The 13,905-nt window shown below is 39.4% G+C and carries 14 protein-coding genes; 6 read left to right on the plus strand and 8 right to left on the minus strand.

From position 1 onward, the window contains the following. Nucleotides 1–17: 17 nt before the first annotated feature. The 7 genes from porD to N8A86_RS21165 form a co-directional block, all read right to left on the minus strand. The gene (gene porD / locus N8A86_RS21140) at nt 18–911 is read right to left on the minus strand and encodes a type IX secretion system protein PorD (protein WP_273567174.1); all 894 of its coding nucleotides are present in this window, start codon (nt 909–911) and stop codon (nt 18–20) included. Beyond that, a complete protein-coding gene (gene coaBC, locus N8A86_RS21145) occupies nt 904–2,109 on the minus strand; it encodes a bifunctional phosphopantothenoylcysteine decarboxylase/phosphopantothenate--cysteine ligase CoaBC (protein WP_273567175.1) in 1,206 nt (401 codons plus the stop codon). Before coaBC ends, porD begins: the two co-directional genes overlap by 8 nt. 9 nt (nt 2,110–2,118) lie before the next feature. Continuing rightward, complete coding sequence (locus N8A86_RS21150) at nt 2,119–2,445, minus strand: DNA-directed RNA polymerase subunit omega (RefSeq protein WP_273567176.1); 327 nt, start codon at nt 2,443–2,445, stop codon at nt 2,119–2,121. A gap of 13 nt (nt 2,446–2,458) precedes the next feature. Continuing rightward, nucleotides 2,459–2,983, minus strand: coding sequence for an outer membrane protein assembly factor BamD (locus tag N8A86_RS21890; protein WP_337251699.1), 525 nt, complete (start codon nt 2,981–2,983; stop codon nt 2,459–2,461). Then, on the minus strand, nt 2,922–3,278 hold the full coding sequence (locus N8A86_RS21895) for an outer membrane protein assembly factor BamD (protein ID WP_337251700.1): 357 nt from the start codon (nt 3,276–3,278) through the stop codon (nt 2,922–2,924). Before N8A86_RS21895 ends, N8A86_RS21890 begins: the two co-directional genes overlap by 62 nt. Before the next feature lie 133 nt (nt 3,279–3,411). After that, nucleotides 3,412–4,302, minus strand: a complete 891-nt coding sequence (dapA, locus tag N8A86_RS21160) for a 4-hydroxy-tetrahydrodipicolinate synthase (protein WP_273567177.1) — start codon at nt 4,300–4,302, stop codon at nt 3,412–3,414. After that, complete coding sequence (locus tag N8A86_RS21165) at nt 4,302–4,835, minus strand: DUF6913 domain-containing protein (RefSeq protein ID WP_273567178.1); 534 nt, start codon at nt 4,833–4,835, stop codon at nt 4,302–4,304. Before N8A86_RS21165 ends, dapA begins: the two co-directional genes overlap by 1 nt. A 176-nt stretch (nt 4,836–5,011) precedes the next feature. On the opposite strand from N8A86_RS21165, the gene N8A86_RS21170 reads away from it, so the two are divergent. From N8A86_RS21170 to N8A86_RS21185, 4 genes are read left to right on the plus strand one after another with little or no spacing between them, the layout of a single operon-like run. Continuing rightward, the gene (locus N8A86_RS21170) at nt 5,012–5,701 is read left to right on the plus strand and encodes a 5'-nucleotidase C-terminal domain-containing protein (RefSeq protein WP_273567179.1); all 690 of its coding nucleotides are present in this window, start codon (nt 5,012–5,014) and stop codon (nt 5,699–5,701) included. Beyond that, nucleotides 5,701–6,609: a metallophosphatase gene (locus N8A86_RS21175; RefSeq protein ID WP_273567180.1), complete on the plus strand. Its 909-nt coding sequence runs from the start codon at nt 5,701–5,703 to the stop codon at nt 6,607–6,609. Before N8A86_RS21170 ends, N8A86_RS21175 begins: the two co-directional genes overlap by 1 nt. Before the next feature lie 26 nt (nt 6,610–6,635). Next, nucleotides 6,636–7,166: a hypothetical protein gene (locus N8A86_RS21180; RefSeq protein WP_273567181.1), complete on the plus strand. Its 531-nt coding sequence runs from the start codon at nt 6,636–6,638 to the stop codon at nt 7,164–7,166. Further along, on the plus strand, nt 7,142–7,405 hold the full coding sequence (locus N8A86_RS21185; protein WP_273567182.1) for an NIPSNAP family protein: 264 nt from the start codon (nt 7,142–7,144) through the stop codon (nt 7,403–7,405). The genes N8A86_RS21180 and N8A86_RS21185 overlap by 25 nt, the downstream gene beginning before the upstream one ends. Before the next feature lie 49 nt (nt 7,406–7,454). Here the strand turns inward: N8A86_RS21185 and N8A86_RS21190 are convergent, their stop codons facing one another. Next, the gene (locus N8A86_RS21190; RefSeq protein WP_273567183.1) at nt 7,455–7,757 is read right to left on the minus strand and encodes a hypothetical protein; all 303 of its coding nucleotides are present in this window, start codon (nt 7,755–7,757) and stop codon (nt 7,455–7,457) included. A gap of 137 nt (nt 7,758–7,894) precedes the next feature. On the opposite strand from N8A86_RS21190, the gene N8A86_RS21195 reads away from it, so the two are divergent. Both N8A86_RS21195 and N8A86_RS21200 read left to right on the plus strand, forming a co-directional pair. Beyond that, nucleotides 7,895–9,646 carry a hypothetical protein gene (locus N8A86_RS21195; RefSeq protein WP_273567184.1) on the plus strand — a complete coding sequence of 584 codons (1,752 nt, stop codon included), beginning with the start codon at nt 7,895–7,897 and terminating at the stop codon, nt 9,644–9,646. A 26-nt stretch (nt 9,647–9,672) separates the two neighbouring features. Beyond that, entirely contained in the window at nt 9,673–13,806 is a 4,134-nt protein-coding gene (locus N8A86_RS21200; protein WP_273567185.1) for a DUF7619 domain-containing protein, read from the plus strand. The last annotated feature ends 99 nt before the right edge of the window (nt 13,807–13,905 follow it).

Genomic DNA, 13,905 nt, shown 5'->3' on the forward strand with positions numbered 1-13,905 from the left:
TAATGGAATTTAAAAGATCAATATTTTATTTCGTTCCAAGTACTGGAGTAGAGCGGTGCGATATTATTCAATGTTTCCTTTAATTTGACCACATCTACTTTAGGGCCATCGGAAAAGATATTCCGGATTTCTTCCGATTTTGCATCGAAAAACGTGGAAATCAAAAAAGCGTTCGGCCTTCTTTTGATCATGGTCTGAAAGAGATTCATCGTACCGGCGATTACCTGTTTTCCAGTACTGTTGTTGTCTGCCAAGATATCAAGTCCCTTTCTGTGGTAATTGTACATGGCCACTCTGTATTCACGATAGGTGTTCGACATTAAATTATCGACAAGATCGAAACGACTGCGGTCGTTATCCGTAGTATGGTTCCACCCTGAGGAATTACTTCCCTGAGCCTGGGTAACTATTTTTTGGGCAGTTCTAAAATGTTCAGATCCACCTTCCAATGAAAAAGTATCAGCATCCAATCCAAGAATTATATAGACGTAGTAGGCGATTACACTTACCAAATTCGATTCGTAGACGTTCTCATTAAAAATCAAGGGTTGAAATTCAATATACTCGAAACTTAACTTGTTGTCTTTATAATTGAAGACGGAGGTTTCATACGCGGCATTATAAACAGGGCGCGATGATTGTACTTGCAATGTACCCTTGAATCTATTTGACTCATACTCCGTGATCGTAATGAACATTTGAGCGTTTACTCTTTCATTCTCCTTGTAGACACGATTTGTCCATTTATTCTTGTTCACCAAATCATTTAGGGAACGCTCGAGCGTCTTAAATATCTGTTGGTTGGTTTGTGAAACCTGATCGGAGTTTACCGTAACTACGCAATTCAGTTCTTGCGCATGTGAAAACACAGCAAAAACAAAAAACAAGAATGTACAAACTATGTTACGCATGGAGTCTTTCGATGATTTCATTTAAAATGTCCGAAGCAACATCTGCCTTGGTCTTTAAATCAAACGGTTTTATCTGAAAATTCTTATCTATAAAAGTGATTTTGTTCGTAGTTCCGCCAAAACCGGCCCCAGAATCATTGAGGGAATTCAAAACGATGGCGTCAAGGTTCTTTTTCTTGAGCTTGACCTTGGCATTTTCAACTTCATTTTCGGTCTCGAGGGCAAAGCCTACTAAAAACTGATTTTCTTTTTGCTCGCCTAAAGATAAAAGAATGTCTTTGTTCTTGACCAGTTCGATAGTCAGTTCCTTATCCTTCTTTTTTATTTTTTGGTCCGCAACGGTTTTGGGACGATAGTCCGCTACTGCGGCCGCACAAATAACAATATCCGAATTCTTGTAATACATATGGGTCGATTCAAACATTTCGTCGGCGGACATAACCCTAATCAATTCAATACTTGAATTGTCGATGGATAAATGGGAAGGCCCTAAAACCAAAACAACCTCAGCACCGAGATTGGAAGCAGCTTTGGCCAGCTCATACCCCATGGTACCCGATGAGTGGTTTCCCACGAAACGAACCGGGTCAATCGGTTCGTACGTCGGCCCGGCCGTAATCAGTACTTTTTTACCAGTTAGGGGCAATCCTTCGGAAAGGTAATTTTCTATAAATTTTAAAATAGCTTCTGGTTCGGCCATTCTGCCTTCACCGTGCAATCCACTTGCCAATTCCCCCGAAGTTGCTGGAATCATACTATTCCCAAAGGATTGTAACTTTTCTAAGGATGCCTTGGTGGAAGGATGTTTGTACATGTCCAAATCCATCGCAGGGGCGAAAAAAACCTTGCATTTTGCGGAAAGATAGGTTGCTAGCAATAAATTATCGCAGGCACCATTGGCCATTTTTGAAAGGGTGTTCGCCGTGGCCGGCGCTATAAGCATCAAATCGGCCCAAAGACCTAATTCTACGTGGTTGTTCCAGTCCGTTGTATTGTTCTCTTCCTTCACAAAAGACGTCAATACGGGATTCTTGGAAAGTGTTGCCAAGGTAAGGGGAGAAACGAAAGAACTGGCACTTTCTGTCAAAATCACTTTGACATGGGCACCAGCTTTAATCAATAAACGAACGAGAAAGGTCGTCTTGTAAGCAGCTATCCCTCCAGTAATGCCTAAAAGGATGTTTTTACCGCTCAACATAATACTAAATTATGCGTCTTTCTCAGTATTCCTATGGTAAATCTTGTCGTTCAACCACTCTTCGACCGCCATGGCGTGGGGTTTAGGAAGCTTTTCGTAGAATTTAGAAACCTCGATTTGCTCTTTGTTCTCAAAAACCTCTTCCAAGCTGTCGCTATAGGTCGCAAATTCTTCGAGTTTCTCCAAAAGTTCCTTTTTAATCTCAGAATTGATTTGAACCGCTCTTTTGGCCGTTATCGAAATCGCTTCATAAATATTATCGGTTTTGGCATCGAACTCATTTTTGTTGATGGTAACCGTAGAAACGGGAGCTTTTGAATTTTTTAAATCATTCATAGATGATGGGATATTATTTTGATAATTCGGTGAAATTTTGTGATTCTTTGTCGATTTTTTTAAGCCATTTTTCTGCCTCTTTGGCATATGCCGTTTCGGGAAACTGTTTTTTCAATGTTGCATAGGCCGCCATGGCCTCCTCTATTCGTTGAGGCTTCAACCGCTGTAAACTATTAAGGGCCATTCTTGTAGCCGCCTCGAATTTATAGAAAAGGGCGGCCTCTCTGTATACCGACCCTGGATAATCAGATACAAAATTTTCGAACGCCGAAACGGCAGGAGTCAAAAACGTATAATCGAACTCACCAATTTTATTGAACTGGCGGGCAATTTCAAATGCTTTCTTTTCTTGCTTGGTCGTGAGTTCCTTGGCCATTAGATTGGCTTCTTCAAAATATTCCGAATCAGGATAAGTATTGACAAAAGTCTGCAACTTCGCCAAAGCCTTGTCTGTATCTGTTTGATCTAAGGAATATTCAGGGGAAAGTTCGTAATAACTCGCGGCACCCATAAATGCGGCTTCCTGCGTCTTTTTCACTTTGGGGGTACGATTTAAGAAAACGCTCAAATTGGTATCCCGCCATATTATAATCCTCTCTCTGGAAATAGGTGTCGGCCAAGAAGAACATGACCCGTTCGCCTTGCGGTTTACCAACATATTTTGGTGCTATTTGTTCAAATAACCTGTTGGCCCTTTTATAATCTTCCTCTTCATATAATTCTTGTGCCAACTCGTATTTGTTCTTCACATCCTCGTTCTTGAGCACTTTCTGGTACTCGCCGCAAGAGGCAAAGAATAAAACTAGGGCCAAGAAAGAAAAAAGTTGTCTCATTCTAAAAAACATTTTGCAAAAATACGCATTATCGACTGATAAAAAAAACAATTTTAAAACGCTAAAATAGTAGGTTTAAAAAGGCAGGACAATGCTTTTGGCGAAGATTTAACGTATAAAATCAAGTTGGTTATTAAGAATGGACTTCTGCAAAAGGCTTAACAAATGAAGCGATTCTTTGCTTTAATTCGGGAGTTGCCTCTACCAAAGGTAATCGTACCGTCGCCCTCGAGAGGCCAAGCACTTCAAAAATAGACTTTATACCTGCAGGATTTCCTTCTTCGAAAATGAGCGACATACCTTCTTTCAATTCGGACTGCAGTTCTTGTGCCTTGGTGGTATTACCATCTAAGGCCGAAGATATCATCTTGACAAATACTTCGGGCATTCCTTGTCCCAATACGGAGATAACACCTGAACCACCGGCCATAATGGTTGGAAGTGCATTGCTATCATCCCCCGATATTACCTGAAAATTTTGTGGTTTTCTATCAATAATCTCGGTGATTTGCGAAATGTCGCCAGAGGCTTCTTTTATAGCTAAAATATTTTCAAAATCGTTTGCCAATCGCAAAACCGTATTTGGAAGCATATTGCTACCCGTTCTTCCAGGCACATTATAAAGAATTATTGGAATCGGACAAGCCGATGAAATGGCCCTAAAATGCTGATATATACCTTCTTGTGTCGGTTTGTTATAATAGGGCGATACGGAAAGAATCGCACAAAATGGACTCAGGTCTAGTAACTGTAATTCTTCAACAATAGCGGCCGTGTTATTACCTCCAACCCCTAAAACCAAAGGTAATCGTCCATCATTTGCTTTTATGACAGTTTGAACCACTAATTTTCTCTCGGTCGAGCTTAAGGTAACCGATTCACCGGTCGTCCCTAGCACTACGAGATAGTCGACCCCGCCCTCGATACAATAATCGACGATACGGGTCAAAGCTTCGATATCTATCGAGAAATCTTCATTAAATGGAGTGACCAAGGCCACACCGGTACCTATGAGTTCTTTCATTACGCAATCTCGTTAAAAACCTTCAAATATTTTTTTAGCTCCATTTTGAATGTCTTGAAATCATGCATGGGCGTATCCAAAATTAAATCGTTATAGCTCTGATCTACTTCTTTAAATCCTACCCGTACCCTTGCCTTGGTCTTTACGCTCATGAGTTGTAACAACAAGTTTTCTTCGGTATAATAATTGACCAGAAGATCATATTCCCTGCTCAAGAATTCAAGTACATAACTATTTTCAATATCCCCGTTCCATCCAAGATCTTTGTCCGAGAAAACCGGTGTGGAATAGGGGCTGTTTTTGTCATAATAACTTTTATATCCAATAATCTTGACAGCATTCGGTCTAAGGGAAAATTCCTCGACAAATTCATAGAACAGATTGGCATTATCGAACTTGTCAAGGTCTACAAGACAGGCAATCGATGTTATACCTTTTGACCGCTCAACGACCGGTGCCGGCTTGGCCAGTTCGGCCTTTAAGAATTTAAGCCCTGATTTGTGCTTAAATTTATCTTTTATTCCCTTAAACATGTATTTTTACATTTGTAGAACTCTTTCGGAGTTCATATGCTGTCTTACAAATGTAAAGAATATCCACTTGTCAATTCGTGGCTAAGTTAAAAAGGATAATGGATTTAAAAATAAAACATTTTGTTATATTTATAACGATTACTTGCCTCTACTCCTGTAAACATGAACCCTTGCACATGGCAAAAGTCGAGGCCATACAAATTCAAATAGACACTTCCTTCGTCGCTCAAGATTCTTTGGAATCCTTCATAAAACCGTACCGAAATCGTATCAACGAAGTGCTTGACAGTACATTGGCCTATGCACCTTTTATGATATCTAAAGATGAAGGAAACTATAATACACCCGCTGGCAACCTTATGGCCGATATTCTGCTATCGGAGGCAAATCCGATATATAAAGCCAGAACAGGACACAAAATAGATTTTGTTGTATTGAACCACGGGGGCATACGTTCCATTATATCCAAAGGAAAAGTTTCCGCAAGAACTGCCTTCGAAGTCATGCCTTTTGAAAATTCTATTGCGGTGGTTGAATTAAGCGGGAAATCGGTACAAGAACTTGTTGATTTTTTAGTGCATTCAAAAAGGGCGCATCCGATTTCCGGAATGCAGATAATATTGGATGCCAAGGATAAATCAATTTCCATAAAAATTCAGGGAGAACCCCTTGATATCAATAAAACGTATCGTATAGCTACTTCCGATTACTTGGTGAGCGGTGGCGACGATATGATTTTTTTTAAGGATGCCATAAAAGTTACCAGTATCGATTATCTTATACGAAACGCAATGATCGATTATTTTAAAAAGGTGGATACACTCAACCCTGTAGTAGATGACCGTTTTTATAAATTGACCAACTGATGAAAAGAAGAAAATTTTTAGCCAATGCTACTGCCTCTTCGGTATTTGTTGGTCTAGGTGGGCTCTCGCTTTCTTCGTGCAGTACGTCAGCTAAAAAAATTACCATTTTACACACCAATGATGTGCATAGCCATATCGACCCTTTTGAAAAAGATCATTCACAATTTCCGAATATGGGCGGACTGGCGCGGCGGGCCACTCTGGTCGAAAGCATACGCAATGAAAATCCGAATACCTTATTGTTCGATGCGGGGGATATCTTTCAAGGTACTCCGTATTTTAACTTTTATGGCGGTGAGCTCGAGTTTAAACTGATGAGCAAATTGCGCTATGATGCCGCTACAATCGGCAATCACGATTTTGACAATGGTGTAGAAGGTTTGGCGGCACAATTGCCACATGCGAAATTCAAATTTCTATCGGCCAATTATAATTTTGCCAATACCATACTCGATGGTCAAGTAAAGCCTTATACCACTTATTCAGTTGATGGCATAAAAATCGGCGTATATGGTCTGGGGATTGAATTGAAAGGTTTGGTGTCCAGATCTCTTTACAAAGAAACTAGGTACGATCATCCCTACCCCATCGCGCGTGATATGGAGCGCATTTTAAAGACCGAAGAAAAATGTGACCTTATCATCTGTCTTTCACATATCGGATACCAGTATAAAGTTAAAGACAAGCCCAATGACCTACATCTCGCGGCAAAAACAAAACTCACCGATTTGATTATCGGGGGCCACACCCATACTTTTTTAGAAAAACCAACTGTCGTTCAGAATATGGCCGGGAAAAATGTATTGGTAAATCAGGTAGGCTGTTTTGGCCTCAATCTTGGTCGTGTGGATTTCTATTTCGACACTGAAAAAAATGTAGCCGCTAATGGCACAAGAATAATAGTTTAACGAACAATCCTATAAACAACTACATTATGAGAACACTTATTTTTTTATTTTTCTTTGCGGCCTCGTCACTTTCACTTTCCGCACAAGAATCAAGACAATATTATCAGCTCAAAGTATATTCTTTTGACACGGACGAACAAATGGCGACTACGGATGCTTATTTGAAGGACGCCTTTATTCCTGCAGTAAAAAAATTGGACATCGGCCCTGTTGGGGTTTTCAAGCCAAGACCAACGGATTCGATTACTCCTAAACAAACGTATGTCTTGATTCCTTTTAATTCTTTAGTTAAGTTCGGACTTTATGAGGATGCTATCATGAAGGATGAAAAACATCTAACCGGTGGAAAGGCATACCTCACAGCGGCACATGATAATGCGCCGTATCAACGTATAGAAACCATGCTCATGAAAGCATTTACCGAAATGCCTCAAATGGCAACCCCTAATTTAAATGGCCCTCTAAAAGATCGAGTCTATGAATTGCGCAGCTACGAAGGGGCGACCGAAGACCTTTACCGAAAAAAGTGGATATGTTCAATGCCGGCGGAGAAGTAAAACTATTCAATGATCTAGGCTTCAATGCTGTTTTTTATGCGGAAGTCTTGTCCGGTAGCAGAATGCCGAATTTAGTGTATATGACCACACACGAAAATCAAGAAGAGCGCGATGCCAACTGGAAGAATTTTAGTGAATCCCCCGTTTGGGAAAAACTAAAGGTCATGCCCAAGTACCAGAATACGGTTTCGAGAAATGACACGAGGCTTTTATACCCAACTGAGTATTCGGAATACTGAAAAAGTTTCAAGTTTCTTGTTTCAGGTTCTGAACTCTGAATTCTGAATTTTATCGCTTTAAAATAAATTCCACCAAATCCCGATGCTCTGCTTTGAGCGTTTTTTGCGGAAAGGGTCTCCCCGCCCTTCGGTACCAATACCCCGCATTGAATTCATCGCCTTCTTTGCGATGCAGATAGGCATGAATCCAACTTCCCATTTCATTGTGCATTTCTTGGGCGATGTCGTGCGAGCCCTCCCAATCGCCCTTGGCATCGTACCAAAGGGCTTTTAGGGCTTCGGGCCAGTTACCTGATGGAACGGCTGCTTCCAAAGTTCCTAAAAATTCTGAATATGAAGTGATTACGGTCATTGACAACAGGTTTTAAGGACTACACATCAGTTACAAAGATAATGGGAATTGTTTTGAAATAATCGGGGTTCGATTTCGTTAGAAAAAGACTAAACTATATAACCTACGACGCTGACCTGCCGATATTCCCTTTTATTATGAAGAAATTCCTACTCTCCATTGTTCTATTTTTTGTTTGTTTTTATTGTATTGCGCAATGCCCTTCAGGAAATATAAGTCTGACCTCACAATCGGATATAGATAATTTTAAAACCGCCTATCCAAATTGTACCGAGATTGGTCGAGACCTTATAATTCAAGGTAGTAGCATCAACAATCTTAATGGACTAGACGAAATTATCAAAATTACTAGGCATCTGAATATTCTTGACACCTCATTATATGATTTTTCAGGTCTTGATGCGCTCACGACAGTATCAGGTGGTATAACTATTTGGCGAAACTATAGCCTAACTACGTTTTACGGTTTAGGCCAACTATCTTTTATAGGCGAACAAATTAGAGTAAGCAGGAACCCGTTACTCTCAAGCCTTCAAGGCATCGATAATATATCTTCTATCGGAAGTCTTAGTTTAAATCATAATCTCTATAGTGGATTATCTCTTGACGGTACGCAAATTACATCTCTACAAGCATTAAGTTCCCTTACATATTTAAGTGGCCTACATCTGGCGGATAACAATGTTGACTCATTGGTCGGGCTAGAAAATATCGTTTCCATTGACGGCGGAATATCAATTGGAGGTGAATCGATAACAGATTTTAGCGGTCTGGATAACCTTAGAACAATTGGTGACGGTTTGAATATAACCGGGAATGATAACTTGACATCATTCCAAGGTTTAGAAAATTTGATCCGCATAGGAGGCAATGTAGGAATTTACGGAAATGCTTTACTCAGCAATTTTAATGGGCTTGAGGCATTGACTGAAATAGTTACAAGTCCAGGAGGTTTCAAGTCTAAATTTACAATTGAGGGAACACAGTTGAACAGTCTTAATGGTCTAACCAATTTAAATACCGTAGAAGATCTCGAAATCGCTCATAACCCTAATTTATCGAATCTACAAGGGCTTACTTCATTGAGGTTGGTTAGTAGTGATTTAAAGGTTAGGAATAATGAAAACCTGGAGAATTTGCAAGGGCTTGAAAATCTTGAAACCATTGATGGGCGGCTGTATCTAAGTAGCAATTTTAAGATGACAAGTCTGATTGGGCTAAGTGGGCTTTTAATAATTGGAAAGGATTTGACTTTAAATCAAAACTCTCTCTTACCGAATTTAAACGGGATATCAAAAATTCAGTCCATTGGAAGCTTAACCTTAGATTACAATAACCAGCTTACCTCCCTCCAGGGAATCGAATCTTTACAAACCCTCTCCGAAGGAAGTATTGCGTTTTTTAATAATGATAAACTATCAGATTTAACCGCATTATCCAATGCTTCAACTGGTGGACAGACTGTTAATGGATGGTTCGATGGTTTGCGAATATCATATTGTCCGGTATTGTCTTCATTAAATGGTCTTGAGAATTTAGATTTTAATGATTCCAACTATGCAGTTTTCATCAATAACAATCCTTTGCTAAATGATATTTCCGCTATGACTAATTGGAATGCAGAGGGGCTTAACAATATCACATTGGTCAACAATGCTACTTTGGCCAATTGTCAGGTTACCCCTATATGTACTTTCATGACCACCAAAAATTTGACATATGCCAATATATCTGGTAATTCAGGAAATTGCGCCAATGAGCAAGATCTTACCATTGTTTGTAGTCCTGACCCGAATGCCCTAGTGCAGATATCACTTTATCTTCACAAGAAGAAGTTGATAACTTTGCATCAAATTATGCATACTGTACTAAACCTCAAGTCTCAATAACAATAGAAGGTACAGATATTGTGAACTTGAACGGACTTCAAGTTATAACTGATATAGAAGGTAGCCTTATCATCAAAAACAACCCTGAATTACAATATCTGAATGGATTAAATAGAGTTGTTTATGTGAGTGGTGATCTGGTGGTTGAAAACAATCCTAAAATAACTTCATTGAATGGATTAGAAAAGATAGACGGGCTTTCCCTGACCAATCTGATGATTAAGGATAACGCCACCCTTTCTTATTGTAGTGTGGCATCTGTTTGTAATTTTATGGCGAAGAATATTGACACGGCCATTTTTGAAAATAATACTGGGGATTGTTCATCAGAATTCGACGTAATGATGCGGTGCAATAGTCTATGCCCTGATCAAATAATTTTGCTCAAATCTCAAGCTGATGTTGATAATTTTAAGACAAATTACCCCAATTGTACGGTTCCAAAGGAATTACAAATACAGGCATATGACCCTGACGTTCAAAACCTAGATGGCCTCGATTTGATAATGGCTGTTAAAGGTGGTCTTATTATTGGAAGAGATAGAGCAGAAAATACACTCACTGATATTTCAGGATTAAATAAATTGAGATATGTTGGAGGTTTGACAATTCAAGGTCATGAAAACTTGACCAATCTGAATGGTTTAGAGTCCCTAAAACATATTGAAAGAGGGATATCGTTATCTAACAATCCTGCACTTGAAAATCTTAATGGCCTCAGCAATCTTGAACAAGCAGGTGGATTAGGTGTTTCAAATAATGATAATCTTTCAGACTTAAAAGGACTAGAATCACTAAATACCATTACAGGTAGCATTAGCATTGTAAACAATGATAATTTGATTAGTCTAGAAGGTTTGGATAATTTGGAGTCATCTACTATTGCAGGAGATTTAATAATAGGAAATAATGACAATTTAGAAAGATTAACCGATTTAAATTCACTAACCTCAATAAACTCTCTTACTGGTGGTTGGCAAGGGAATTTAGAAATTAGCCATAATGACAAACTCATTGATATTTCGGGGCTCTCGGGTTTACAAACAATTGATGGCTCTTTGAAAATATCGACGAATACTATAATGGAAGATTTGGGAGGGTTGGATAATGTCTTCTCAATTGGAGACTTATTAATCATAGAATATAATGATAGCCTAATTAATATAGAAACTTTAAATACCCTTAACCACGCATCCCGTGTACATATTCGCGGAAATAAAGTTTTAACCAATTTGAACGGTTTGGATAATCTACAAACCATTACCAGTGATTTTCAATTATACGGAAACGATGAGTTGATAGATATAAATGGTATTGATAAAACTGACCTCAGTGCGGCTACTTGGCTATCAATTCACCACAACCCGAAACTAGCTCTCTGTAATCAAGCCAATATCTGTCAGTACATATATTATTCCGACCGCCATAATTTTAACGACAATGCAATAGGATGCTCTACGGTAGAAGAAATTATTCAATCTTGTAGCGATAGTACCAATTCTATCAACGGGACAATCCTTTTTGATATAGATAATAATGGCTGTGATCCATTCGACAGTCCAGTTCCGAATATCTCTGTTGAAACAACCGATGGTAATAAAACCTATAGAACATTTAGCAATGCCAATGGCGAATTCAATCTTCTTGTTAGAGAAGGCACCTTTAATACATCTTCCAATTCAAATAACAACTCACTGACATCGTCGCCCAGTATTCAAGAATCTATATTTACAAATTCAGGAAATAGTGATACAATTGATTATTGCATTACTTCAGCAACGGATGAGAATAATCTCATCGTTTCAATATTACCCATGTCTGAATCAAGACCCGGGTTTGACAGCGAGTATCGCTTGGTTTATCAAAATTCAGGAACTACTACGCTCAGTGGTACCTTAACATTGGAGTTTGAAAATAGCAAACTCATCTTTCTACGGGCAGACCCTTCTGAAAATTCTGCCATTGGTAACATTTTAGAGTGGAATTACACCAATCTAAAACCATTCGAAGGTAGAATTATAGATGTTTCCTTCAATATTAAAGCTCCGCCAACCAACAATATAACAGAAGAAATCGGTTTTGTCGCTTCGATTTCGCCCACCACAAATGATGTCCAAGTTGACGATAATCAGTTTCAATTAAATCAAACCTTAATCGGGTCGTATGACCCAAACGATAAAACAGTTTTAGAAGGGGAAACCCTTTTCATAGATGATGTTGGCAATTTTTTGAATTATGTAATTCGTTTTCAAAATACGGGTACGGCATCCGCCATTAATGTTAAGATTAAAGATGAACTTAGTGAAAATCTAGACTGGGAGACCTTTACTCCGATTTCTTCAAGTCACGACCACAATGTTCTTATTACAGACGGTAACAAAGTAGAATTTACCTTTGACGGAATAAACCTTCCTGACAGCTCAGCCAATGAACCCGCCAGTCATGGCTATGTCGCTTTTAAGATAAAGCCCAAATCGGATATTGTAATTGGAGATATAATCAACGGTACGGCCAGTATATATTTCGACTTTAATCCACCGATCATTACCAATACGGTTAGCACGGAAATAGTCCTTCCCGATATGGATGGAGACGGTATTCTCAATGATCATGACAATTGCCCTGAAGTCGCAAATCCGGGTCAAGAAGATGAGAACGGTAATGGCATTGGCGATGTTTGCGAAACCGAGCCATTGGAAGCTTCTTTGATTCAAACCGCTCCAATTTCCTGTTTCGGCTCAGACGATGCTACTATTGAGGTCCATGCTAATGGAGGTACGGTACCCTATACCTTTGAACTGCTGGATGGAAACGACAATCTACTCTTGACCCAGACCGCTTCAATATTTTCAAATATTGGCCCGGGTATGTACAGGGTTCGCGTTTTGGACAATAACGGGGTCGATATCATGAGCAATAGTGTTATAGTTACCGAGACCCCAAACCTCGCTGGTACGGTTACCATTGTTGCTATGACCTGTTATGAGGCTGAAGATGCTATTGCAACACTTGTAGCTGAGGGAGGTACAGCTCCTTACCAGTTCTCAATTGATGGTGGAGTTTCATTTCAAACATCGGACACCTTTATAAACTTATCGGCCGGAAGCTATGTGGGTTACATCCGTGATGCAAATGGGTGTGTAACCAACTTAGTTTTTGAAATCGACGAAGGTTTTCAAATAAACACTGAAATCAGCATCACTGATGCTTCTTGTGGCAATGCTGATGGCTCGATCGCAATAAATCTGGCAAATCAAAGCGAATATCTTTTCAACGTATCTTTACAAAACAAGGATCCCATCGATAATTATGTGACCAATAATACATTCCCCACACTTGAACCAGGCACCTATTATGTATCGGTCGCCCATGAAAATGGCTGTGTTAAAACCCTTCAGGTTACAGTAAGAAGTACCACCGATTGCCAAGATTTTACCTTACCGACATTGAATTTTACACTCCAAAATACCAGCGAAACCTGTGCTTCAAGCAACAATGGCAGTATCTTGATAACTGCCGAAGAAAAGCTCAAATATACCGCTATACTATCGGATGGCATTAATCCTTTGGATTCAAAACCTTTCACGACTTTTGCAAGTTTCCAAGATTTGAATGCCGGTTCTTACGAAGTATGCATTAAAGTTGAAGGCCATCCCGAATACGAAAAGTGCTTTTCAGTACAGATTACAGAACCCGAAGGCCTAGAAGTAGAAACTGAACTGGACACCTCAGGAAAACTGGTCACGTTGAAAATGAAGGGCGGTAAAAACTATACCATAGATGTGAACGGTACGGAGTACAATACTACCGAGAATGAAATCACGATTCCATTGTCAAAGGTCCAGAATATGGTTTCGGTAAAGACAGATGCCGATTGTCAGGGCGTTTATGAAGAGACTGTTCTTGCGAGCTATTCGAGTGTCTCGGTATATCCAAATCCAATTAAGACCGGGGATCTTACCGTTCAATTACCTGATAGCGAATACGAAAACGTACTACTTACCCTCTTTTCACAAAACGGGGTACGTGTCATGGAAAAATTGGAAAAAACGGAAAACGGTACGCTAAAAATGAACATGGATGGCGTTCCGGCAGGGATTTACACCATTATCATCACAACTGAATCAAGTAACAGCATGCGTAAAATCATCAAAAAATAAGGAATTCTATGAATATCAATTTCAAATTTTCAGCTGTTGTTCTGTTTGCCTTACTAGCGTCATGCAGTACCTCTGACACTCGGATCCGGAAGAAACCAT

This window comes from Maribacter halichondriae, from assembly GCF_027474825.1.
GTDB classification, from domain to species: Bacteria; Bacteroidota; Bacteroidia; order Flavobacteriales; family Flavobacteriaceae; genus Meishania; species Meishania halichondriae.

Bases quoted from the DNA above. Each gene is read 5' to 3' on its own strand.
- porD (WP_273567174.1), bottom strand. From the start codon at position 911: ATGCGTAACATAGTTTGTACATTCTTGTTTTTTGTTTTTGCTGTGTTT.
- coaBC (WP_273567175.1), bottom strand. From the start codon at position 2,109: ATGTTGAGCGGTAAAAACATCCTTTTAGGCATTACTGGAGGGATAGCT.
- N8A86_RS21150 (WP_273567176.1), bottom strand. From the start codon at position 2,445: ATGAATGATTTAAAAAATTCAAAAGCTCCCGTTTCTACGGTTACCATC.
- N8A86_RS21895 (WP_337251700.1), bottom strand. From the start codon at position 3,278: ATGAGACAACTTTTTTCTTTCTTGGCCCTAGTTTTATTCTTTGCCTCT.
- dapA (WP_273567177.1), bottom strand. From the start codon at position 4,302: ATGAAAGAACTCATAGGTACCGGTGTGGCCTTGGTCACTCCATTTAAT.
- N8A86_RS21165 (WP_273567178.1), bottom strand. From the start codon at position 4,835: ATGTTTAAGGGAATAAAAGATAAATTTAAGCACAAATCAGGGCTTAAA.
- N8A86_RS21170 (WP_273567179.1), top strand. From the start codon at position 5,012: ATGGCAAAAGTCGAGGCCATACAAATTCAAATAGACACTTCCTTCGTC.
- N8A86_RS21175 (WP_273567180.1), top strand. From the start codon at position 5,701: ATGAAAAGAAGAAAATTTTTAGCCAATGCTACTGCCTCTTCGGTATTT.
- N8A86_RS21180 (WP_273567181.1), top strand. From the start codon at position 6,636: ATGAGAACACTTATTTTTTTATTTTTCTTTGCGGCCTCGTCACTTTCA.
- N8A86_RS21185 (WP_273567182.1), top strand. From the start codon at position 7,142: ATGTTCAATGCCGGCGGAGAAGTAAAACTATTCAATGATCTAGGCTTC.
- N8A86_RS21190 (WP_273567183.1), bottom strand. From the start codon at position 7,757: ATGACCGTAATCACTTCATATTCAGAATTTTTAGGAACTTTGGAAGCA.
- N8A86_RS21195 (WP_273567184.1), top strand. From the start codon at position 7,895: ATGAAGAAATTCCTACTCTCCATTGTTCTATTTTTTGTTTGTTTTTAT.